Consider the following 22,301-nt stretch of genomic DNA (forward strand, 5'->3'; position numbering starts at 1 on the left):
ATTAGATGTAAAGTGTAAAACTTCTAAGTTATTTTATAAATAGCAGGTTAAATGTTTTTTAAAAATGCACTTAAACAAAGAAGCCATGATCCTCACGATGCTGGATTATGTTTTTATAAGGATGATTGGATAGTAAGTCTCATGGCCAAAAATATTTCAATCTTGGTTGAAAAACAAATAAGTTCTATTGAATGGTAGAAAAACTGCCACGTTGCCTCATTAATTCTCTATGGAGGTTTTCATTTCTGCTAAAAGCCTCTCTACCATGAAGCCAAAAATTGTTATTGATCATAACCAATTGTCCTAGCGGTAGATTAATAGGAATAACTCCTGCACTTTCCTCCATTGAATCTTGAATCTCTTTCAGAAATGCCGCTTGTTCGATATTTAATGGATGTGTACACTGATGGTTATAGCGAATACACGGACTATTATTTTGGTCAAAAAACGTTGTATTGTAAAGGACGTCATCTACTTTTTTGCTTCCTCTATCTGCATAGGAAAATTTATATTTATAGGAAGAAAGGGGATGGCTTTTAAATTTTTGAAGATCTTCCCAGTCATCTAAATGCAAAAGACGTGATTCTCCACCATTTGCATTTTCCTCTTCAAACTTCATCATCAATACCCAATCCGTTTTTTCATTTACAAACGTTCCATCTGTATGCAGCTCTAAGACACGATAAGCCTGACGAAGATACGTATCACTATCAAATGTGTGTTTTACACTAAATCTCGCATAATATTTGCCTGACATTTCATCATAGTTTGAAATTCCAACGAGATGTGTCAGGGCTGTTGAAAATTTAATATAGTCATCAATTTCCGTCGATTGATTTTGAACGCCGATCGTAAACCCACCTGTGTTCCGGTCATGTAAAATTTCCCGAGTTTTGTGCTGAAGATCTTCCCCCATCACTTCACGAAGTTTTTCTGCTAAAAAGAATCGCATAAATGGCACATATTCCAATCTTTCAACACTTATTTTGCTTACTATTTCCAAAAACCGATACAGCGCGGCGTTATCTATCTCAATATGAACCAGCCTTTTGTGTTCAGCATGTTGTTTTACTTCAAAGGTTGACTTTGTACTAACGTTACTCATTTCAACAACTCCTCCTTATTTATTAAGTTATCTTTTTAAAGATAAACAAAGCTTTTAGACTTCAGCAAAATACCCTCTTTGGCGCAACAGTTCTCTGTATAGTTTTGGGTTTTTCTCAAAAGAACCTCTTCCGTGCAGCCAAAAATTATTGTTCACAATGACCATATCACCTATTGGCAATTCAATTGCAACCGCTTTGGAAGTAGCTTCTAATGAGTCAGAGATTTGTTTATGATACCTTGCTTGTTCTATCGTTTTTGGTACGCTGCATTGATCGTTAAATCTAATGCAAGTTTTATTGTTACTTTCAAAAAAGGTCGTATCGTAAACTTCTTGATCAATGTTTTTGCTTGCCCTGCCTTTTTGCGAGAATTCATATTTAAGATTCGCTAATGGATGGTTTCGGAATTTGTCTAAATCGTCCCAATCATCGATATGCAGTAAGATCGATTCTCCACCCTCAGCGTTCTCTTCTTGGAATTTCATCATCAATACCCAATCCGTTTTTTCATTTACAAATGTTCCATCCGTATGCAAGTTGAACCTGCGGTAAGCCTGACGGAGATACGTATCACTATCAAAGGTATGTTTTACATCAAATCTTGCATAATATTTACCTGACATTCCGTCAAAATTCGGAACACCAATCAGATGAGACAGAGCCGTAGAAAATTTGATATAGTTATCAATTTCCGCAGTTTGCTTTTGAACACCGATTGTAAATCCGCCGGTATTTCGATCATGCATAATCTCTTGCACCTTGTTTTGAAACTCTTCGCCAAGCACTTCCCGTAATTGTTCGGCTAGATAAAACCGCATAAATGGTACATATTCAATCCTTTCTACCCCAATATCTTTGGTTTCCTCAAAAAATTGTTTCAATGCCTCTTTGTTCATCTCAATATTCAATAAGCGTGGATGATCTGAATGGGGTTTTACTTCAAATTGAGATTTTGTATTTACACTACTCATACACTTGCTCCTCCTTTATTTATAAAATTTATATACAAACCATCTTATAAAGATGGGAATGTAACATAGGATTTATATTTGTGTGAATTTCAACTTGAATGCGCTTTCAAAAGTTTTAATTTTATTTTGATAACTGAATATTTTTACATATAGTAATTTATTATGGTCAGACCAATTTTTATAAAAACAATTATGAACATTCATAATGCTTATGAAAGAAATTCATAATTGTTTTTTACTTGATGTTTTTCCAGATTTTTGTCTCATTTCTTGCTAAATGATTTCTCATTGCTTCTGAAGCCATTACTGGATTTTTTTGAGACAATGCCTCAATAATTTGTTCATGTTCTTTATGTCCCTCATTAAATCGTCCAGGAACATTTGCAGATTGTGTTTTTGTCACTCTCATGACGTCTTCGAATTTTTCTGATACTTTATCAAATACTTCTTTATAAATCGAATTGTGCGAAGCATTTATGATGGAATAATGAAACATAAAGTCTTCTTCTACTCCCAGACCACCGGAATTATTGATTTCGATTAGCCTTTCATGAGCTTGTTTGATGACAGTCAAGTCTTCCTCTGTTCTTCTTGTTGCAGCAAGTGCTGCTGCTTCAATTTCCAGCCCTTTTCGAAATTCTAGAATCTCTTGAAGTTCTTTTTTATTCATTAGGTTTTTCGTAATACATTGAGCTATCGTTCCTTCACTGATTTCCCTTAAAAAAATTCCAGCACCAGATCTTGTTTCGATAATACCACCTGCATTTAAAACACTCATTGCTTCTCTTACAGCTGTCTTGCTTACATTAAATAATGTGGATAATTCATTTTCAGAAGGCAACTTTTCCCCCGGCTGAATGTTTTTATCTATTATATACTCTTCAACAGCCAAGACAATATCCTCAAAAAGTCTCCTTTTCTTAATTGGTTTTAATGTCATCATGCTATCCCCATAACCTTGAAAGTATTAATTAATTTATTATGGTCAGACCATAATAAATTAATTTCTATTTGAATAGTAACAATTTTCTGATAAGTAGTCAATGCTTTTTTTCACTATTTTTTTGTTTTTCTTTATTTATTTGTTAAAATTAAAGAAAGTTGAAAATGGGGAACTGTATCCATGAATGATAAATACAACATTAAATCTGTTCCAAGAATCTTTGAACAAGTAGCTAAAAGACTTATTGAATTTATTTCAATAAATCAACTAAAAAAAGGCACAAAACTCCCGACCGAGCGAGAGCTTAGTGACATGCTTGGGGTCAGCCGCTCTTCAGTCAGAGAGGGCTTGCGCGTATTGGAACTCTTGAAATACTTGGATTCAAAGCAAGGAAATGGGACTTTCGTCTCCAACCCCCCTCCTTTTCTTATTCCAAGCCTGATATTGAATCAGAAAATAGACTCTGCTAGTTTAAATCATTATTTTGCTATTGCTTTAATGTGTTTAGAAAGAATTGTATTTCTCTCTATTAACGATATGAGAAACGAAAATATTTTAAAGCTAAATAATAAAGGAATCAAAAATGATTGGTCAGAACTTTCACAATTCATTGTCGACCTAGGAAATCAACTAAATAATCCTTATTACCTTTCGTTATGGTTAAATACCTACACGCTACTAGATGAGAATAATTATTTTTCAAACAAAAACTTATCAATCGACGTAAATCGTTTTATACATGCCATTCAAACAAAGGATAAAGAGAAAGTAACAAAGTTTGTCTCTGTTTTATTTGAAAAGGAATCTTAGGTTATGACACCCTTAAAACCTGCCTCGCCGGACGGCCTTCTTGATATCTTCTTTTCTACTGTTACAATAGAAATGGCTTATAATCCAAGAGAGGGGGTGGAACTCCTGCTAAATAGTTTGCCCATATTCATAACATCAGGTGCGATAAACTGGTCAATTGGCGTTACCCTCTCCCTGCATTGTCGAAAAGCTAAGCATGTATGATGAGCACAAAGAACGGTTAAAGGAATATTTGAACGCCTCTAGCGAACATGTGTCATTGTTCATTCAACAGTATACCGAGGACGGCCGTACCTATAAAACGTTCAAAAAAGGACGGGTTTCCAGCATCAGTTATTTGATTAGTCACGAAAGCCATCATCTCGGCAATCTAATACAAACGTTAAAACTATGCGTCATAGATTGGATAAGGATACTTTTTACGCTATCTGGTATTGGGACAAAATGTAATGGAAAGATTAATTGCTTCAAAGATTCTATTAAACATTAAGCTGCCAAAGGTGTTATAGGTTGTAGTTTATCCGATGTCCTTTTTATTCTGTAATTAAGTGATACTTCTTTAATATATCCTTTGTGATGTTTTTAGCTTTTGTACCCGTATTATCAATGTTTGTTACAAAAACATAAGAACGATTGTCCACTTTTATAAATCCAACAAACCATCCTAAACCTAAATCAGACAATCTTGTCCCCGTTTTTCCGTAAAGTGTGTAGTGTTCACCTTCCTCCAGGATCATCATTCGTTTAACAGTTTTCATTACAGGTTTATCAAATGGAAGCTCTTCTTTATACAACTTCTCCATAAAATTAGCTTGTTCAAGCGGACTGATTTTCAAAGAGCTGCTTAACCAGAAATGGTCAATTCCTCCACTAATATCCTCGTTTCCATAAGAGATTTTTTGTACCCAATCTCTCATGCGTTGCTCTCCAATATCTCTAGCCATTGCTTGGTAATACCAAATAACGGATTCACGCATAGCTGACCCAAGGGTATGGTCACGATTCCAAGTATCAAATTCCCATTTGACCCCGTCCCATTGTTTTACATCATACTCATCTCGAACAGCTTTGACTTGCAATCCAATTAATGCATTAGGGACCTTAAATGTAGATTCCGGGGTTTGTCTTGTGTTAGCTCTTTCCTTATTGTAGACAAAGGTTTTTCCAGTTTTAACATCACGTAATATAAACGTTCCATTTTGATCAGAAAATGATTCAGCGACATCTGATTTTTTAACGTTAAGTTTTTCTCTAGAAGTAACTTCTTTACTTAGTGCTTGAGCTTGAGCTGTAAAACCTATAATCCCTATAAACAATAAAAAGATGGACAGGTACATCAATTTTCTCATTTCAGACACCTCATTAAATTATTTAACAGTTGTATTCTATAATAAATTATCAGAAAATTCAATAACAAAGAGATGATAACTCTATGATAAAATCAAAAAAGTTGAGATAACTCTTCTGTTCTGCATGTATTTATAGTGTAAATTTATTGTATAACGTATTCATGTGAAGTTTACAGAATTACATTTTATAATGACAGTATCCAATATGAGAGGACTGATTATATGAGCTCGTTAAAAGGAAAAATAGCTGTTGTAGCCGGTGCAACCAGGGGAGCTGGCCGGGGAATAGCCGTTAAATTAGGAGAAGCGGGCGCCATCGTTTATGTGACAGACCGGACCACAAAATACCCAATGGCTGAATGCGTCGATACAATTCGTCAACACCCTCTACTTCTATCCGACAACTGGAGGTACCTGCAATAAACGATTCTGCACCTGAAATGACCGGTTCTGAGTTCAGCTTGTTTCCCCTTCTTCTAAATAAGGAGACAATTTAGCGAATAAATACTGTTCACTGAGTTTCGCTGTTGACGGTATCCTAATTAACGTAAAATCTGCATTTTCACATAAAGAATCTTTCTTTTTATCATTTGAAATGGTTTTTGGGTCATTGCGATGATACCAGCCGTCATATTCGAAGGCAGCTACAGGTTCATATGTATCCTCAATGTACAGTATAAAATCGAAGTGGGAACGTAGGGCAAATGAATACATTTCGTAGCTTAGGTTCCCTTTTTCGATTTTTATTACATCACATACTCTCATTTGAAAGTTAATTTTTAAATCAGGGTATTGTTTTTCGATCGTTTGATGGAGTACATCATAAAAATATTGCTCCCCCTTGTTCAATAACTCTTTCACATGCGGATTATTCTTTTGTTTATAAATACTTTTTGTGACTTGGTATACGGACTTCATATCTCGTGTTTCAATAGGTGTTCCTTTTTTTTGAGCATAAAGAGATAGGTCCTTTAAAATCCCTCCTGCTTGCCCAAGATACTTTAAATCCGCAACAATAATAAATGCTTGGATCGCTCTCGTAACCGCTACATTAATAAGAGTTGTATTTTGATTCATCCATTTTACAACTTTTGGATTGATACCAGGACTGATTACGGTACTAAAGAAGATGATATCTCTCTCCCCGCCCTGAAAAGTATGAACTGTACCTATTCCATCTTCTTGTATCAATCGTTTATAGAATTGTTGTTTCTCATCGTCCTCTACTGTTTCCGCTAACTGTTTTACTGAATCAATAATGAATTGCTTTTGCTTTGTTAGTGGGGTAATAATTCCAACACTGAGATGCTTTATATCGTTAAAATGATAATCGATAAAATGAATAATTCGCTTAAATTCATACTGATTCACATATTTTTTTTTGCTGAAATCTATTGTCAAGTTGGTTGTATCAACATCAAGAGTAACAAACCCTTTGATTGGACCCTCACTATTTTTTGTCATAATTTTCAAGCGTTGATAAAAATGAATATTGCTAAACTGAATAATATCAGGATGACAACGAAAATGTTCATTTAAAAAGAAGCGGAAAGGATCCTCTAATGTATCGTCAAAGACATCAAAGAGAGATTGGTTCTTAAATAGATACAGAGGCTGCTTTCGGCTGTTTCTTTCGTGATGAAGCTGATACTTTTCCAATAAATTTTTATCAAAATTCTCATCCACAGTAACCACTGGATTCAGCTGCAAGTTATCCCCTACAACTACCAATCGCTTCGCTCGCTTAACAGCTGGTAAACTAGCGGGAATAGTACACTGAGAAGCTTCATCAATAATAACTAAATCGAATTCAAAATCAAAAGGAACACAACTGGGAACAGATTGATTGGTACATAAGTAAACAGGAAACAATTTGATAATTTTGTCAAAATACGTTGAATCTGAGAAAGAAAACTCCCGTTTCTCTTTAGATGGTCTATTTTCCGAACTTGAATATGAAACAGGGGAAAGCTTTGCCGCTAAGAAATCTTTATCTTCCTGTGGAAATAATTGCTGTCGTTTTACATCATAAACGGATAGAATCTTTTTATCAGTACCGCACTTTTTTTCCTGATTTATTGTAAAGTCATGTTTTAACTTTGCTTCATCATACGATTGTAGTTCTTCTACTAATGAATCCTTCTTGAGCCCTAACATTCTATATTGAATAGCACTAATATAGTTTTGCAGCTCGATATGAAACGACTCTAACTTTTGGTATGGCAAAAGATACGTATTTCGCACCCCTAATTTGCTGATTCTTTTTCTATACTTATTCGTGAAGATCGTTTCAACTTGAACACCAATAGAAGAAAGAAGTTTCCAAAAGCCTTTTTGCGTCTGTGTTGTCTTTTGACTTATCTTGGCTGATAGTGCCTGCAAAAAATTAAGTTGACTATCTAATGTACGATAATCACTTTCCATAATTCCTATTAGCATTTGAAAGTCCGAAATGGACACCACATTTTCTGTTAACAATCCTTCCAAATACATTTGGGAGGAAGCTACATCCTTGAGCATCGTGCGAATTTCTTCAATACGGTGTAATTTCCGCTGTATTTCTTCTATTATTTTTGATAAGGTTTCACTTTTTTCTGTCAATTCCATCATATCTTCTTCAGGCTGCTTAGGTATATCCTTGAGTTCCTTTGCAATAACTTTTACAGCATCCTCACGAAATTTCGCATTACCGACACGTAAGGTTCCCTTGAACAATTCCTTTTTTATTAATTTCTCATACACATTGTCTACTGCTTTATTATTAGTAGATGCAACTAACACCTTTTCTCCTCGAATAACTGCATTAGCAATAAGATTTAGTATGGTTTGTGTTTTTCCTGTTCCCGGCGGCCCCTGGATAAGGGTGATATCATTAGTTGAATGCTTTACAGAATCTTGTTGATTCATGTTCATTGGGACAATGCTGTAAACATTTTCGTATGTTGGTCTTTTTGGAATTCCAAAATTTGTCTCTACTATTTTTTTTAACGGAGCAAGGTATTTCCTATTAGGTTTATTCCCTATGTCCTGCAACTCTTTTAGAAATTTCACTTGAGATACTGCACTCTTATGTAGAAACAAAATGCCTCCATCTACCAACCCATTTGGTTTACCAGAGCGGTCTTTCAAAGTTTTGATGTTGGAGAGCACATCAGAAGCATATGCTTTTGCATCTTCTTCCGTAAAGTTCGTATATTCATCCATGAATTTTACATTGATATACGGATTGTTATTTTTTAATTTTATACTATTATTTTCGATATTGTATATGGTTTCAAAATAGAGGATAGGAACGTATTTCTTTGTTCCTGCTTTTTGTAAAGGGTAGCCTAAATGGATAGATAATTCAGGCTGCCTTTTCAACTGCTTATCCCAATGAACATACTCGCTTGCAAATTTTGAATCCAAGGTGTATTCAGATCCCTGTATTTCTACTAGTTCTAAACAATGGGCCCCTGCCAATGCATGAAAAAAATCATGATCATTTAAATCAATTTCCAAATCAGACAATTGTTCACTCTTTAATGCATTGACATAGTATTCCATCAAGCGTTGCACCTTAGAATCCTTCTGAGTCTCCTTTTCTTCTAATAAATTCTGTAAACGTAAAACCCATTCTTTGTCGTATACATCTGCTAAAGAGCAATCTGAAGCTGCAAATGCATTCTGTTCTTTAATAAGTTGATCAAACGATATAAGAGGCGGTTGTGAATAGATGGGCATCGTGGCTACAGTACTTATTTTTTGAACCTTAAAATAACGTACTTCTTTTAGTTGTGTAACAAGACCTACAAGATACGGCTTTCTTTTATATTCAAACAAATAATATGGCTGGATTTCCCTGTTAAAGTTCCCTTTATTGGACTGTTCATATATGAAGGAAATTTTGTAGTGATTCTGTATTGCATCAACTATTTTTTGAATGTTATGGTACAAGTGTGGTCTCTCCTTTAAAACGTTGCATCTACTCTAACGTAAGAGAAAGTGAAAGAGATTTCCAATAATACGTATAAATATTCTAAAAATAATTCGATATGACTAGATTTAATGAAGTCAAGGTTTTCAATTTTGAATTCAACCACTTATCCTTCTTGGGCAATTGTGCCTGTCACTTCCCGAAATTTGTCGATAGATTGATAGTGGTGGAGAGTCTAAAATAGCTCTCTGTCTTTTTTTGTTTTTCGGTTTGCAGGGGCTTTAGGTGCACATTTCTCCGGGTACGGAATTCATGGTGATTGTCGACAAGCGATAGAGAAAGTGACGACCGGGTATGGATATCAAAAAGCTTTTTGTCATGTCATTGGCCATGAACAGGCAAAACAAGCGTTGGAAATAGCCGCAGCCGGTGAGCATAATGTGTTAGTGACCGGTTCTCTCGGCTGTGGAAAAAGCTTGCTGGCCGAAACCTTTCATTCCATCATTCCCGCTTTAACACAGGTCGCACAACTGGAAGTAATGAGCTTGCACCAGCTTGCAAAAGAAAAGCTCCTATCTCCGTAAATCTCGCCTTACAGACATCCGCATCATTCCACTTCATCTACTGCGATTATTGGCGGAGGCCCATATCCGAAACCGGGAGAAATATCACTGGCCCATCGTGGTGTATTATTTCTTGATGAAATGGCCGAATTCACGAAAAGACGCTGGATATGTTGTGACAGCCTCTAGAAAAAGAGAAAGGTAGCATCAGCCGGGCGCATTCAACGGTCACTATCCCTCATTTTTCATCCTCATCGTCACTGAACAATAAGAGATATGCCACTATTATAATACGTGTTACCGTCTAACAGGCCGATCGGTCCAGGGAGGTGCCTGACACTATTATTACGCAAAAATTTAGTAAAGATAAATTATGTGAAACAGCATTGTGGAATAAGATTACTCGGGGGGGACAGGTATCCTAAACTTTAGTCGAGTGGGGGTCTGACCTCGATTCCCTTGACTACGAATAACTTAGGAGTTTATATGATGTGAATTACATAAATCGGGGAATCCATTCTAATTAAAGCATGGTGGGACTTCCATTCAAAAGGCCGTCTTATTTCATTAAGTGCCAAGCCACTAGGTTTTTCTATTCAATTAAGTTTGAATATGAATACTCAAATAATTAATTTCCGTGTCATGCTTACCTGTTTTTCGGCTTAATTACAGGACATCAATATTCATTCTTTTCATTTCATAGAAATCAGCTGGAAAATTTCTTGATGTTGATCTAATCGGGTTTCTATACGCCTAAAATAGCTTCTATTTTCGCTTTGATTGTTATCAATCTTTTCCTCTTGCTTCTGCATCCTTACTTGAATGTTATCAATCTTTTCCTCTTGCCCTTGCATCCTCACTTGAATGTTATCGATCTTTTCATTTTGCCCTTGCAAACTGATTTGAATGTTATCGATCTTTATATTTTGCTCTTGCATATTTAGCTCAAATTTATCAAAACGATTCATAAGTTGCTTGATTAACTCTTCCATTGTACAAACACCTCCTTTTCCTTTATTATAACACCTTATTTTTGATAATCATTATAATGCGATAAAGTGTTTTCATCCAAATATAAAAAATAGCAGGGGGTCAGCCATGTATGCATCCAGTTTTTATTTCTTAAAACGAAAAGAAATCGGCATTTCCGTGTTTTCTACGAACAACCACCGATTTGGAAACATAGAAGTTTATTCAAGCACGGACAGCCTCCCTCTTACCGCCAAAAACATCGTGTCTATCTGAATGTAAAGAGGGAAAAAATCGCTTTCCAATCAGTCTTGGAAAAGAGAATATGTGACAACAGGTGCTTCTATTTGGATTGATGAAACATTGAAAAATCAAATGATGTTGTGCAAAGGAATAGAATGAAGGGAGTGTTAAATGAAAGATCTTTCTGAATTAATCGAAGTCTACGAATTCTAGTTTAATAGGCATATTTAATGACTTGGCGTTAAACCCATCAGCAACTATTGTAACAGTAACACTAGCATTATCACCTATATAATCTTGATCAAAGTACATTGGTGGTAGCTTGATAGGGAATTTAGGGTGCACAATCATTCTATCTTCAGGAGTCCATTGAAAGCCATACCAACCATGTGCATTTGCATGGTGTACAGCTTGCCAACCTTCAAAAGCATCTTTTGTGAAGTAAACATTTTTGAAAATAATTTCTACTACAGGATATTTTGCTGCAGCATTTCCACTATTATGTAATAGAAAATGCCATGAACTTAAAGGTCTCGTCATTGTTACTTTTCGAGTGTCCTTATTCACATATAACGCAGGTCCTTCTTCTTCTGCCATCCAGGGAAGGACAGAAAGAGTAAGATTTGGTTCTTTAACTGCTATGATAAAAGCAAAGCTCGAAACAATCACAGCCATTAAAGAAAAAAGTAATCCAAGATATGATACTAGATTACTACTGCTTTTTAACTTGAAATTAAAATGTGAGGTAACGTCAAACCCCAAGGGTAATAAGAAACATACAACAGCTAACATTATTGAAATTATTAAGATGACATAAGCAATTTTTTTCATATCGAACCTACCTTATAATTAATCATACTAACAATCAATTTCAATATGTAAGAAGGTTTTTGTATCAATGACATTTTTTACCAAAAATACCCACATCTTATAATGACAAAGGCGCATATTAAGAAATAGCTGAAAGACTCCGTACTTCTATACCCTTTCTTACAGAACATTATCAACCGGTAATTGTTTTAAATAATTAGGTAGACCCATAACTAAAAGCCAGTCACCCTGGATCATTATATATTATTGTAAAATGTGAATGTTATCGGGAATATATAAATAACTGCAGCGCGGAGCCAGGCACTTATGGGTCAGCCTCATTTTATTATTCTTCAGCAGGCTGTGTTTGTTTAAATTCATGTAAATGAACTTCTGTTAAGGCATGAAACTTTTGAAATGCAATTTTCGCAGATTCATGAAGATTCTCTACACAGCCTTCGGGAGCGATGTCTTCAAGTTCTTTTTCAGGAACCCAAGTTATGTCATCATGATTATTTCGGGGGGGGGGGAGACAGGCACCCAAAACTACTCCCCCTTTTTGACTACAACATCACATTCCTGTTCCAGAGGTTGAATAACAGCAGACATATCTAAGTTGGAAAGCCCTTGGGTCATGGCTTTTTCAAATGCTTGCTCTGCAATTTGTCCGGTAAATTGTTTTAGTCCTATTTCTTCTAACAATTGGTTAGCTAGTCTAATATCTTTATGTACATATTTCACTGCTCCGCCCGGTTCAAATTGTCGTTGTAGAACGAATTGTTCCATATGTCTGCGCAACATGCGACTATCCCCATAGCTAACTTTTAAAATTTGATAGAGCTGCTCAGAATCCAAACCAAACGCAGCCCCAGTGACCATCGCTTCAGAAGCAGCAATGGAATGGACGGCAACCAGGTATTGATTGATCAGTTTAGCAATACTTCCAGAACCGATTGGGCCTAAATATTGGATGGTCTCTCCGAGAACGTCAAGAATCGATTTAATTGTATCAAATGCTGCTTTTTCCCCGCCAACTATAATGGTTAAAGATCCTTGATTTACTCCTTCTGGTCCTCCGCTAACTGGTGCATCAAGATAGACAATCTTATTTTCATTCGCCATTGTATAGACCGTTTTACTTGTGTCTGGTCCAACGGTGGTAAAATCTAAACAAATGGTGTTTGGATTTGCGTTTTCAATAATTCCTCCTTGGCCAAGATAGACATCTAATACATCACTTGGCATAGATAAACAGGTACAAATGACGTCAGAATTTTGCGCAAGAGATTTAATATGCTCTGTCCTTTTCGCACCAAGCTGAATTAAAGGAAGAGTTTTCTCAAAGGACCGATTATATACAGTGACCTTGAAGCCCGCCTGAAGCAACCTTTTAACCATTCTTGAACCCATTACTCCTGTACCAATAAATCCAATGTTCATGATTTACCTCCTCCGTTCTCAATGGAAGATAACCAACCGAAACTGTCTTCACTTTTTTCTTTAGGTACATATTCCAATCCGATATAACCTTCATATCTACTATTCTTCAAAAAATTGAACACCTGTTGGTAGTGAATTTCTCCTGTGCCAGGCTGATGACGTCCCGGAACATCTGCTATTTGGATATGCCCTATTAAATTTGAGTAGCGTTGGAACGTAGCCATTAAATTGCCTTGCATTCTTTGGATATGATAAAAATCATATTGAAGCTTAACATTTGGCAACTGGACCTCTTGAACGATATCAACTGCGTCATTAAAATTTGATAAAAAATAACCTGGTATATCAAACTTATTAATAGGTTCAATCATTAACGTTAGGTTATGCTCCGCCATTTTTGCAGCTGCATATTTAATATTTTTTATATAAACCTCTCTTGCATGTTCTTTCTCTTCTTCCGTAGCAAGAATGCCGGACATGCAATGAATATTATAAGTCTTTAAGTTGGTGGCATAATGGATCCCTAGATCAACAGATTCTCTAAATTCTTCACTTCTATTAGAAGCGATTGCCAATCCTCGATCCCCTTTTACCCAATCTCCTGGAGGTAAATTAATCAAAACCATTGATTGCTGATGTTCGACAAGCTGCTTTTTGATATCTTCTATGGAATAACGATAAGGAAATTGACATTCTACTAATGAAAATCCTGCTTGCTTTGCCTTTTTAAATCGTTCTAAAAAAGGAACTTCAGTAAAAATAGTTGATAGATTGGCAGCAAATTGATGCATAAAAAAACTCCTCCCACCTTTCACTTAAGTAAAAAATTAGACAATACAGCTACATTATCCTTTAATGAGATGAAAATAATGATGGTTCAGTAACAAAGTCTGGGTAACCTAGTTCGACAAATCGATAAAAAAGGAAAAACCAAATCATCGTCGTATTGGTTAAGTACCACCTACCGACTTCCTGAACCCTCAAAAATACTTGCAATCAAGTGACCTCCTTCATCATCAGGCAACTGATCTTCCCGACCAACTACTTTTTGATCGTGATTATTGCTCTTTCCATTATCTAAATTAAGAATACCTTTCACTTTGGCTTTCGCATAGCTATTGCTTTACGGCAGCTTCATAACATTGGAAGGTTTATTGCCCATACCTGGCAGCCCCGGCAACACTCAGAATCCCGAGTGCTTTATATAAGCTTTGTTTTCTAGCAATATCTTTACTGGTGGCATACCAAAAAACCCCTAATAATAAACAGTTAAACAATTCTTTGTTATCTGACTATTATTAGGAGATATTATCTTTTGCAATTCCTTTCAGACTCCCCGTAGAAATTCAAGAAATGTTTCCATGGGATTGACAGCACTTTACCTAAGCACCAGCACCCGAAATTACTCACGGTTCAAGCCCGCACTGTCTTCAGTTAAATACTTCCCTACTAATCGGCGAGCGAAATCGGAACTTCCGACCTATAGGGGAGAGTCCTGCCACACTCACTGGGGTCCGAATCACACGTTGTGAAACAATTTTATGAAACAAGATAATTCGGGTGTTGACAGGCACCTAAAACTATTCTAACTGATGGGCTTAATTTAAAATTGCTCAAAGCCGCCAGGGCTGGCTGGTATCAAGCTGTTATCTCAAGTGTATGCCTGTTTGAATTCAGAAGACACGCCTTAGAAGGTATTAAACAAAGCAAGAATTTTTTTCAGTTTACTGATTCAGATTTCGAAAAGTTCATGGAATTAGTTGTGTTTCCTGCACTTCGTGGTCAACCTGTTTCAGAGAGTTTAGTTTCCCGTCATAGTTATGAAGTTGTAAAAATGGCAGATTATCGAACACCAATCGGTGATATGCTATATGGATTAACTCAAATGACACAGGAGCAGGTTGCATTTATATTAGAAGACAATAATATGACTAAACCCTTGTCTGAATTCGACCTTTAAGATGCCCATTTCTGGACTACCGCAATGGCCAGTGAATGCGAATATATCGTAACTTCGAATAAGAAAAAATCCCCTGAAACTATAGGGAATATTGAACGTATACATCCTATTAATTTTGCTAAATTAATAGGTATTTGATAATTTAGTAGTCTCCTTCTATAAATGTTGATATATCAACGGTTTGAGCCGTTTGGAGGATGTCAAAAAAATATTTATCGCTAACATATTTTTTAAATTTGTGAATCTATTACAGTACAAGGGTACACTGCGCGGTCACTACTAGGTAAATCTGGGTGTAGTGACGGTTCCATATGATGCGTTGCTTATGATGATGTACCTTCCCATGTCTCCTTCTCCTGGCATCTGCGGGCCTACATTCCTTCGTTCGGTCTATTCATAAGGCAAGGCAAAAGAAAAATGGACTGCTTTTTGACCTTCCTTTATAAGAAATAGTCATTTTAGTTTCGAGCAGACGATTGACTAACTTTTTTTCCCTCCTTGTACTTGTAGGGTATCTTATTATTACCTTACCACAACCTTCCTGTTTCGACACATAGATGGAAAGATCATAGCCTGCAAGATTAAGGACCCGTTTGGTTTGTTCACCGATGTTATCCAGAAGGAAGCGAAGGGTCTGTCCGTTTTGACGGATGTAAATGACTTTAATTTCTTTCAGCTCTTTTAGTTATTCGGGGGCAAAGGCACCCAAAAACTAAAGTTGGAGAAATAAAACCGCCATTGTTACTGCCCAGATGCAAAAAAAAAGACATCTCTTTTTCGTGGAAATAACACAAAAAGGAGATGTCTTTCAAGTTTATCCAAAAAATTACAGTTGGAATATTAGCTGGACAGTCTTAAAATTACTGAATTTCATTTTCATATTGATTAAGGATCAGTAACATAGCTTCTTCTGCCCTGGTTTTGTCTTTTTGGATGACTGCATGGAACAAGTCCCTGTGGCTTTCTATAACCCGCTTTCTTCTGTCTTTTTCGAGTTCCTTTTCCGCCAACAATATGGTTGCGATAGGTTTTATCCAGATGGAATACAGTATATTTTGAGTAGCTTCCGCTAAATGAATATGAAAATTAGCGTCGTTCTCGAGAAATAATTCGACGTCATCGATGTTCTTTTCCATCTCATCTAAACAATTATGCAGGGAAGCGATGTCGGTATCCGTTCTTCGTTCCGCTGCAATGCCTGCAATTGTCACCTCGAGTGTACTCCGCGCTTCCATTAAATGACTGTTCTCTACATTGTATAATTTAATAATGAGTCCCATATTTTCAACATTTTTTTCTAATATGTCATTGGTGGCAAAAGTGCCCCTGCCCTGGGTTACCTGGATTAATCCTTTATCCTGAAGGGTTTTGATTGCTTCACGGATCGTGGTCCTGCTAACCTCGAATTTTTCACAGAGCTCCCTTTCTGTTGGGAGCTTTTCACCTCTTTTTATCTGGCCGCTTACGATTAATCCCTCGATCTGATCCGCTATATGCCCAGACAAAGACTTACTTTGCACTTTCCTGTACATGCTCATTTTCTGCTTCCCCTTTAAGTAACAAACATTTATTGGCATTATATCACATAAGTTTATCGTATCATCATACGTTGTTCCCCCAATTTATAAAGTAATAAACAAAAATTGAGGCAGGATAAGCTTCCTGCCTCAATAGATCATCTTACATTTCACTTCCAAATTTTCTATTATATTTGATAAGCACTGATGCAAGCACCAAAAGTAAGCCAGATGCAACAAATGTCATTAGAGCGATATTATACGAGCCCGTCGCTTGTACAATAACACCAATATAAATCGGAATGATAATACCCGCTATATTACCCGTAAAATTCATACATCCTCCAACTATACCAATATGTTCGCGTTTTGATAAAGCTGCAGGGAAACTCCAATATAGACTGCCCCATCTTAAGAAGAATAAAGAAATGGAAAGTAAGGTGATTGCCATAGTCAATGAAGTAGTTTTACTTAAAGAGTAAATGGAAACGGCAGTCACGATTCCGGATATGCTTAACATCGTACGCATTACTACATTGAAGCTTCCACCTTTTTTACGCCAGGTGTCTGCAATCCATCCACCAGTCAATTCTCCAACAAATCCTGATCCAAAAATAATTAAAACGGCACTGCCAATACTTTGAATGTTCAGGTTTTGAGTCGCCGCCAGGTAAGAAGGCCCCCATGTCATTAAGCCATAAAATACAGTGATGTAAAAAAAGAACCCTAGATTCAAACACCAAAAATTGAGATCCTTGAGATAATCTTTTACGGTAACTTTAACATGACCCGTACCTTTCTGCGCTTCATATTCCTCATCAAGGGCACTCTGGATATATTGCCGTTCTGCTTCATTCATACTTTTGCTTGTAGCAGGTGTTCCTTTGATAACCTTCCAAGCGATCCAGGCAATTACAAGTGTAAGAATCCCTGTTGCGATTAAAGCCCCTCGCCATCCGCCAAACCAGGCCATAAATACAACGATGATTGGCCCACCTATCGCTGTCCCTAAGGGTGTCCCGCTAGTAAGTAAAGTAGCTCCACGACCCCTTTCAGCGGAGGTTAACCATAACGACTGCAATTTTGCACCGCCTATAAAAACGGGGGCTTCCGCTACACCAAGTAAAGTACGCAAGAATATTAGCGATTTACTGCCAGTCACAAATCCTGTTAATGTTTGAACAATTCCCCATGCAACTGCTGATCCAACAATGAGCTTGTCCGGCCTTACACGGTCAGCCAGTATGCCAAATGGAATCTGCACAAGGGTATACCCCCAGAAAAAGGAGCTGAAAATGATCCCAACGATAGCCGGATCAAAATTTAAGTCTTCGTTGATCGCCGGCATGGCTATAGATAGAACGGCACGATCCAAGTAATTAATGGCTGAAAGAACTAGGAGCATAAGAAAAATACGCCATCGCACTGAAGTAGGTTTCATGGTGTCAAGATTTACTGTCTTTTCAACACTATTTAGCTCTGGTTTCATTGACATCTTTACCACCTCTTTTTGATAATTAGAAAGATCAATTATTAAATAGGGAGATTAATTTCATCCGGCTTGTACACCCTGCCTTCTTTGATTACTAATTCCACTTGCTCCAAAGCATAAGGATCGTCAAGCGGGTCGCCATTTAAGACGACAATGTCTGCAAGTTTTCCTGATTCAATCGTGCCAATTTGATCATCCATCCCCAAAGCTTCGGCAGCCCATCCTGTGCAAGAGAGCAATGTTTTCATCGGGTCCATACCTTCTTTGCGCAGCAAATCAACTTCCTCGGCATAATTTCCAACACTATCTGTTCCATTAACAATTTTTACACCGGCACGGATAGCCGCAGAAACGGATTCAGGTTGCGCCTCTGCTAATGGTGTATGGGCATCCACCCACTTTTCCCCCCGCTTATATTTCGGGTCCAGGGTTTGCTTATGGTAAGCACTGAAGGTAGGTGAAAGGTATACTCCTTTCAAGGCCATTAGTTCGGCCAGTTCATCATTAAGATAAATTCCGTGATCAATGATATCAACACCGGCTTCTATCACATTCCGAATCGCCACTTCCCCCATACAGTGACAGGCTGTCCGTTTTCCCCAACTATGCGCTTCATCAAACGCAGCTGATATTTCAGAGGAAGTTAATTCGGCCCGTGTTTTTTGTTCCCCCGGCATCGGCCACGGGTCATGGCTCGCCATCACTTTAACAAAATCGGCTCCAAGACTCATTTGTTTCCTTGCTGCACGACGCATTTCGTCGGGACCATCCGCAATCATATTTAATACGTCTGCATGCCCACCCGTACACGAAATAGGCTGATTACAGGCTATGACCCGCGGGCCCGGCAATTCTCCGGCTTCAACCTTATCACGCAGGTATAAGGCAATCCCATGCATGGCACCCATTTCCCTAACTGTCGTAAACCCATTCCGAAGCAGCTTTAGTAGTGTCTTTACACCAAAGATTGTTAGGCCTTGTACACTTTCCTTATCCATAAATTCCATAGGGTTGCCAAGGGCTTCTTTATAAGTTAAATGTTCATGCATATTAATAAGTCCAGGCATAATCGTCTTTCCAGTGATATCTATGGTAGTCACGTCTTCATAAGATGATTCAAAATCACCCACTTTGCCCACTGCTTCAATACGATTGCCATCCAGCAATACAGCTGCATTGTATATTGGAGAACCTCCTCGACCGTCGATTAATGTGCCACCCTTAAGAACAATAGTCATAATAACCTCTCCTTGTTTTTATTATATTTGAAAAATTAAACCTGCCCACATTCATACTCTTACCTTTAGATAGTGACCCTGTTTGCCGCCCCTGACATACCAGCAGCATTCCCGAGTTATGTATGATAAGTAAGTTTCCTGATAACTGACATTCATTCACCTCCCTTAAGCACATTAAAAGCGCTTACAAAATTAATTGGTATGATGATTATACAAATAAATAAAAACAATTTCAATGATTTTTTATTTTTTGAATCCTTTGCAAATAAATGTATTATTGCCTCAGTCTTTGATTTTATTGAACTTCTCATCAAAAATGAGATAAATAATCATAGATTGACATATTGGTATGATGATAATATCATATTAATAATCAAACTATTTATAACTTTCTAGACTATTACGCTTAGCATTTTTTCAAATACTGAAAAGGTGGTGATGTTGTATCGGGATATGGCTCTAATAAACTTTTAAGATTATTACATTCAAACATTCCAGAATGGGGGATTTATTTATGAGTGAAAATGTTTTAAAAAAGTGTCTTTCAGAAAATAGGATTGCTTACGGTACCTTTTGTGCCCTGAAGGATCCGGCCATTATCGAGATTCTCGGCTATGCAGGGTATGATTTCGCGGTTATTGATTTAGAGCATTCCGCACTCGATCTTACTACTATGGAACATTTTATCCGCGCCGCACAAATAGCGAATATTACATCAGTCGTTCGAACTCCCCAGAATGATTACGCCACCATCCTACGAGCTGTGGAAGCTGGTGCAGATGCCGTCATGTTCCCCCACCTTATTACAAGGGAACAGGCAGAAAAGATCGTAGACATCGCTAAATACCCCCCTATCGGCCACAGGGGTATCGACGGTTCTACCCGTATAGCAAAGTATGGAAACACTCCTATGAATGAGCATATGCAGAAGCAAAATGAGAGGGTTCTCGTGATTGGAATGATTGAGGATGCCGAAGCTGTAGAAAACATAGACGAATTGGTAACAGTCGAAGGATTGGATCTTTTGTTCATTGGGGCAGCTGATCTTTCTGTATCGTATGAACTGCCTCATCAAGTCACTCATCCCACTGTACGTGCTGCCATTAGAACGGTCTTTGAAAAGGCTAATCGCGCTGGAATCAAGGTCGGAATTCCGGGCTTCGATGCTGATCAAGCACGGGAAGTGGCAGACCTGGGGGCAAGCTTTATTACAAGTCCGGCGGTAGATACGTATCACTTAACCCAATCGTTAAAATCCCACTTGAATCGTATAAAGACAGCCAATAACAGATAAGGAGTTGGAATAGGTGCAAAATGAAACCCTCGCATTTGTAAAATATGTACTGGACAAAAACGGTGTACAAAGTGAATACCATCTGGAGCAACTGTGTACACATGCGGACTTTTTAAAAGAGAGTAGTAGATTTATCAAAGGAAACAAACAGGTGCAAAATTACGATCCCATTTTTGCTCATTTCCAAAAACCGATCATAAAAGAATAAGTCGGGTAAAATCAATCATTCATACAAAAGGAGCGTTCGCCTATGGAATCGATACGATCCAATAACATTTTGGAATGGAGTCTTAGTGATGTAAGTCAAGCCATCAGGGAAAAACAAATTTCTCCTGTGGAAGTGACAAAAGCAACGATTAGACAAATTCATAAAACCAATCCTGAGTTAAATGCATTTATCACCGTGATGGAAGAACGGGCCTTAAAAAAGGCGCAAGAAGCAGAACAGGAGATTCAAAACGGCAACTATAAAGGTGCATTACATGGAATTCCCATCGGTTTGAAGGATATCATTTATACCAAAGATATCTTAACCACTTTTGGAGCGGAGAAATACAAGGATTTTCTTCCTGATTATGATGCGGAAATCGTTACCCGTCTGGAGAATGCCGGTTCAATTATTGTCGGGAAGCTAAATCTTCATCAGTTTGCAATTGGCACAACAGGAGATCGTTCTTATTTTGGCCCAACGAAACATCCAAATCATCCGACTAAAATAACCGGAGGCTCGAGTGCGGGCTCTGCTACCGCTGTAGCTGCAAATCTTTGCTATGGTTCGATTGGCTCTGACACCGGAGGTTCAATAAGGATGCCCGCCTCTATATGTGGAATCGTAGGAATGAAGCCGACTTTTGGCCGTGTGAGCAAACATGGTGCTTTGGTGGTAAGCTGGACACTTGACCATCTCGGGCCAATGACAAGAACGGTAAAGGATAATGCGATCATGCTGAATTACGTGTCTGGCTATGACCCGAAGGATGCTTATTCTGTAAAAAGGAACGATGAGGATTTTACCAGGAATATTGGAACAGGAATTAAAGATATGACGATTGGTATTCCCACATCTTTTTACTTCGATATCATCGAACCTGAGGTACTACGTATTTTTAACAACAATGTCGATAAGTTAAAAGAACAAGGTGCAAAAATTGTTGAGGTACACCTTCCCTATATGAATGAGCTCCTGATGGCCCAACAAGTGATCTTATCATCAGAATCGTATGTCGCTCTTGAAAACGAACTGAAAGAAAACCCGGAGTTAATTGATGAAGAAGTTCGGTCACGCATAACCTCAGGAATGTTAACCCTAGCAAGCGACTATATTCAGATGATGCGTGTGAAGCATTTAGCCATCGATATGTTCAGCGAGGTTTTCAAAGAGGTTGACGCAATTATTACTCCCACTATGTGTGCATTACCTACAGATATAGACCAACGGGAATTTGACTTACTTGGCAAGAAGGAACACACGCGTATTTTTGCACGTTTAACCGGACCTACGAATACGGTCGGATTACCTTCCATCTCTGTACCAGGCGGATATTCGGATGACGGATTGCCAGTTGGAATTCAATTTATCGGTGCACCATTTGACGAGAAGACTTTGTATCAGATTGCTTATGTCATCGAACAAAATACATAAGTCAGAGAATAGTAGGAGAGGAAACCTACTGTTCTATG

General features: G+C 37.6%; 21 protein-coding genes and 2 pseudogenes. 9 read left to right on the forward strand and 14 right to left on the reverse strand.

Features of this window, described 5'->3' with window-relative positions; all coding sequences use genetic code 11:
• Window positions 1-184: 184 nt before the first annotated feature.
• From glaH (ELQ35_RS01695) to ELQ35_RS01705, 3 genes are all read right to left on the reverse strand, one after another.
• Complete coding sequence (gene glaH / locus ELQ35_RS01695; RefSeq protein WP_126863115.1) at window positions 185-1,105, reverse strand: glutarate dioxygenase GlaH; 921 nt, start codon at window positions 1,103-1,105, stop codon at window positions 185-187.
• A gap of 54 nt (window positions 1,106-1,159) precedes the next feature.
• Window positions 1,160-2,077, reverse strand: coding sequence for a glutarate dioxygenase GlaH (gene glaH / locus ELQ35_RS01700; protein WP_126863116.1), 918 nt, complete (start codon window positions 2,075-2,077; stop codon window positions 1,160-1,162).
• A 235-nt stretch (window positions 2,078-2,312) separates the two neighbouring features.
• Window positions 2,313-3,017 carry a FadR/GntR family transcriptional regulator gene (locus ELQ35_RS01705; protein ID WP_185861615.1) on the reverse strand — a complete coding sequence of 235 codons (705 nt, stop codon included), beginning with the start codon at window positions 3,015-3,017 and terminating at the stop codon, window positions 2,313-2,315.
• A 183-nt stretch (window positions 3,018-3,200) separates the two neighbouring features.
• Between ELQ35_RS01705 and ELQ35_RS01710 the strand changes: the two genes are divergently transcribed.
• Window positions 3,201-3,830: a FadR/GntR family transcriptional regulator gene (locus tag ELQ35_RS01710; RefSeq protein ID WP_126863118.1), complete on the forward strand. Its 630-nt coding sequence runs from the start codon at window positions 3,201-3,203 to the stop codon at window positions 3,828-3,830.
• A 3-nt stretch (window positions 3,831-3,833) separates the two neighbouring features.
• The gene (locus ELQ35_RS01715) at window positions 3,834-4,034 is read left to right on the forward strand and encodes a hypothetical protein (RefSeq protein WP_126863119.1); all 201 of its coding nucleotides are present in this window, start codon (window positions 3,834-3,836) and stop codon (window positions 4,032-4,034) included.
• Window positions 4,035-4,363: 329 nt separating this feature from the next.
• On the opposite strand, the gene blaOXA is transcribed toward ELQ35_RS01715, so the two are convergent.
• A complete protein-coding gene (blaOXA, locus tag ELQ35_RS01720; protein ID WP_126863120.1) occupies window positions 4,364-5,179 on the reverse strand; it encodes a class D beta-lactamase in 816 nt (271 codons plus the stop codon).
• A gap of 222 nt (window positions 5,180-5,401) precedes the next feature.
• On the opposite strand from blaOXA, the pseudogene ELQ35_RS23630 reads away from it, so the two are divergent.
• A pseudogene (locus ELQ35_RS23630) lies at window positions 5,402-5,524 on the forward strand (short-chain dehydrogenase); the annotation flags it as partial.
• Between the two features lie 111 nt (window positions 5,525-5,635).
• Here ELQ35_RS23630 and ELQ35_RS01735 read toward each other — a convergent pair.
• Window positions 5,636-9,115 carry an AAA domain-containing protein gene (locus ELQ35_RS01735; RefSeq protein ID WP_126863121.1) on the reverse strand — a complete coding sequence of 1,160 codons (3,480 nt, stop codon included), beginning with the start codon at window positions 9,113-9,115 and terminating at the stop codon, window positions 5,636-5,638.
• A gap of 351 nt (window positions 9,116-9,466) precedes the next feature.
• Between ELQ35_RS01735 and ELQ35_RS01740 the strand changes: the two are divergent.
• Window positions 9,467-9,897, forward strand: a pseudogene (locus tag ELQ35_RS01740) (ATP-binding protein); the annotation flags it as partial.
• A gap of 453 nt (window positions 9,898-10,350) precedes the next feature.
• Here the strand turns inward: ELQ35_RS01740 and ELQ35_RS01745 are convergent.
• Entirely contained in the window at window positions 10,351-10,650 is a 300-nt protein-coding gene (locus ELQ35_RS01745; RefSeq protein WP_126863122.1) for a hypothetical protein, read from the reverse strand.
• Window positions 10,651-10,756: 106 nt separating this feature from the next.
• On the opposite strand from ELQ35_RS01745, the gene ELQ35_RS22460 reads away from it, so the two are divergent.
• Complete coding sequence (locus ELQ35_RS22460) at window positions 10,757-10,903, forward strand: hypothetical protein (RefSeq protein ID WP_185861616.1); 147 nt, start codon at window positions 10,757-10,759, stop codon at window positions 10,901-10,903.
• Between the two features lie 156 nt (window positions 10,904-11,059).
• Here the strand turns inward: ELQ35_RS22460 and ELQ35_RS01750 are convergent, their stop codons facing one another.
• The 5 genes from ELQ35_RS01750 to ELQ35_RS01770 all read right to left on the reverse strand — a co-directional run bounded on the left by ELQ35_RS01750 (window position 11,060) and on the right by ELQ35_RS01770 (window position 14,219).
• Entirely contained in the window at window positions 11,060-11,701 is a 642-nt protein-coding gene (locus ELQ35_RS01750) for a hypothetical protein (protein WP_126863123.1), read from the reverse strand.
• Between the two features lie 325 nt (window positions 11,702-12,026).
• Window positions 12,027-12,224, reverse strand: a complete 198-nt coding sequence (locus ELQ35_RS01755) for a hypothetical protein (protein ID WP_126863124.1) — start codon at window positions 12,222-12,224, stop codon at window positions 12,027-12,029.
• Window positions 12,225-12,226: 2 nt separating this feature from the next.
• Window positions 12,227-13,120: an NAD(P)-dependent oxidoreductase gene (locus ELQ35_RS01760; RefSeq protein WP_126863125.1), complete on the reverse strand. Its 894-nt coding sequence runs from the start codon at window positions 13,118-13,120 to the stop codon at window positions 12,227-12,229.
• Window positions 13,117-13,911, reverse strand: a complete 795-nt coding sequence (locus tag ELQ35_RS01765) for a hydroxypyruvate isomerase family protein (RefSeq protein WP_126863126.1) — start codon at window positions 13,909-13,911, stop codon at window positions 13,117-13,119. Before ELQ35_RS01765 ends, ELQ35_RS01760 begins: the two co-directional genes overlap by 4 nt.
• A gap of 170 nt (window positions 13,912-14,081) precedes the next feature.
• On the reverse strand, window positions 14,082-14,219 hold the full coding sequence (locus ELQ35_RS01770; RefSeq protein ID WP_126863127.1) for a DNA/RNA non-specific endonuclease: 138 nt from the start codon (window positions 14,217-14,219) through the stop codon (window positions 14,082-14,084).
• A gap of 510 nt (window positions 14,220-14,729) precedes the next feature.
• Between ELQ35_RS01770 and ELQ35_RS01775 the strand changes: the two genes are divergently transcribed.
• On the forward strand, window positions 14,730-15,080 hold the full coding sequence (locus tag ELQ35_RS01775; RefSeq protein WP_126863128.1) for a hypothetical protein: 351 nt from the start codon (window positions 14,730-14,732) through the stop codon (window positions 15,078-15,080).
• Between the two features lie 860 nt (window positions 15,081-15,940).
• Here the strand turns inward: ELQ35_RS01775 and ELQ35_RS01780 are convergent.
• The 3 genes from ELQ35_RS01780 to ELQ35_RS01790 all read right to left on the reverse strand — a co-directional run bounded on the left by ELQ35_RS01780 (window position 15,941) and on the right by ELQ35_RS01790 (window position 19,327).
• The gene (locus ELQ35_RS01780; protein ID WP_185861617.1) at window positions 15,941-16,618 is read right to left on the reverse strand and encodes a FadR/GntR family transcriptional regulator; all 678 of its coding nucleotides are present in this window, start codon (window positions 16,616-16,618) and stop codon (window positions 15,941-15,943) included.
• 142 nt (window positions 16,619-16,760) lie between these two features.
• Window positions 16,761-18,092 carry an MFS transporter gene (locus tag ELQ35_RS01785; protein ID WP_126863130.1) on the reverse strand — a complete coding sequence of 444 codons (1,332 nt, stop codon included), beginning with the start codon at window positions 18,090-18,092 and terminating at the stop codon, window positions 16,761-16,763.
• Between the two features lie 38 nt (window positions 18,093-18,130).
• A complete protein-coding gene (locus ELQ35_RS01790) occupies window positions 18,131-19,327 on the reverse strand; it encodes an amidohydrolase family protein (RefSeq protein WP_126863131.1) in 1,197 nt (398 codons plus the stop codon).
• 514 nt (window positions 19,328-19,841) lie between these two features.
• Here ELQ35_RS01790 and ELQ35_RS01795 point away from each other — a divergent pair.
• Genes ELQ35_RS01795 through ELQ35_RS01805 form a run of 3 tightly spaced genes read left to right on the forward strand, consistent with a single transcriptional unit; the run spans window position 19,842 to window position 22,263 of the window.
• Window positions 19,842-20,621 carry an HpcH/HpaI aldolase family protein gene (locus ELQ35_RS01795; protein WP_185861618.1) on the forward strand — a complete coding sequence of 260 codons (780 nt, stop codon included), beginning with the start codon at window positions 19,842-19,844 and terminating at the stop codon, window positions 20,619-20,621.
• Between the two features lie 13 nt (window positions 20,622-20,634).
• A complete protein-coding gene (locus tag ELQ35_RS01800; protein WP_126863133.1) occupies window positions 20,635-20,829 on the forward strand; it encodes a hypothetical protein in 195 nt (64 codons plus the stop codon).
• A gap of 42 nt (window positions 20,830-20,871) precedes the next feature.
• Window positions 20,872-22,263 carry an amidase gene (locus tag ELQ35_RS01805; RefSeq protein WP_126863134.1) on the forward strand — a complete coding sequence of 464 codons (1,392 nt, stop codon included), beginning with the start codon at window positions 20,872-20,874 and terminating at the stop codon, window positions 22,261-22,263.
• Window positions 22,264-22,301: the final 38 nt, after the last annotated feature.

This window comes from Peribacillus cavernae (assembly GCF_003989135.1).
Classification (GTDB): Bacteria; Bacillota; Bacilli; order Bacillales; family DSM-1321; genus Peribacillus; species Peribacillus cavernae.

Bases quoted from the DNA above. Each gene is read 5' to 3' on its own strand.
- glaH (WP_126863115.1), bottom strand. From the start codon at position 1,105: ATGAGTAACGTTAGTACAAAGTCAACCTTTGAAGTAAAACAACATGCT.
- glaH (WP_126863116.1), bottom strand. From the start codon at position 2,077: ATGAGTAGTGTAAATACAAAATCTCAATTTGAAGTAAAACCCCATTCA.
- ELQ35_RS01705 (WP_185861615.1), bottom strand. From the start codon at position 3,017: ATGACATTAAAACCAATTAAGAAAAGGAGACTTTTTGAGGATATTGTC.
- ELQ35_RS01710 (WP_126863118.1), top strand. From the start codon at position 3,201: ATGAATGATAAATACAACATTAAATCTGTTCCAAGAATCTTTGAACAA.
- ELQ35_RS01715 (WP_126863119.1), top strand. From the start codon at position 3,834: ATGACACCCTTAAAACCTGCCTCGCCGGACGGCCTTCTTGATATCTTC.
- blaOXA (WP_126863120.1), bottom strand. From the start codon at position 5,179: ATGAGAAAATTGATGTACCTGTCCATCTTTTTATTGTTTATAGGGATT.
- ELQ35_RS01745 (WP_126863122.1), bottom strand. From the start codon at position 10,650: ATGGAAGAGTTAATCAAGCAACTTATGAATCGTTTTGATAAATTTGAG.
- ELQ35_RS22460 (WP_185861616.1), top strand. From the start codon at position 10,757: ATGTATGCATCCAGTTTTTATTTCTTAAAACGAAAAGAAATCGGCATT.
- ELQ35_RS01750 (WP_126863123.1), bottom strand. From the start codon at position 11,701: ATGAAAAAAATTGCTTATGTCATCTTAATAATTTCAATAATGTTAGCT.
- ELQ35_RS01760 (WP_126863125.1), bottom strand. From the start codon at position 13,120: ATGAACATTGGATTTATTGGTACAGGAGTAATGGGTTCAAGAATGGTT.
- ELQ35_RS01765 (WP_126863126.1), bottom strand. From the start codon at position 13,911: ATGCATCAATTTGCTGCCAATCTATCAACTATTTTTACTGAAGTTCCT.
- ELQ35_RS01780 (WP_185861617.1), bottom strand. From the start codon at position 16,618: ATGAGCATGTACAGGAAAGTGCAAAGTAAGTCTTTGTCTGGGCATATA.
- ELQ35_RS01785 (WP_126863130.1), bottom strand. From the start codon at position 18,092: ATGTCAATGAAACCAGAGCTAAATAGTGTTGAAAAGACAGTAAATCTT.
- ELQ35_RS01790 (WP_126863131.1), bottom strand. From the start codon at position 19,327: ATGACTATTGTTCTTAAGGGTGGCACATTAATCGACGGTCGAGGAGGT.
- ELQ35_RS01795 (WP_185861618.1), top strand. From the start codon at position 19,842: ATGAGTGAAAATGTTTTAAAAAAGTGTCTTTCAGAAAATAGGATTGCT.
- ELQ35_RS01805 (WP_126863134.1), top strand. From the start codon at position 20,872: ATGGAATCGATACGATCCAATAACATTTTGGAATGGAGTCTTAGTGAT.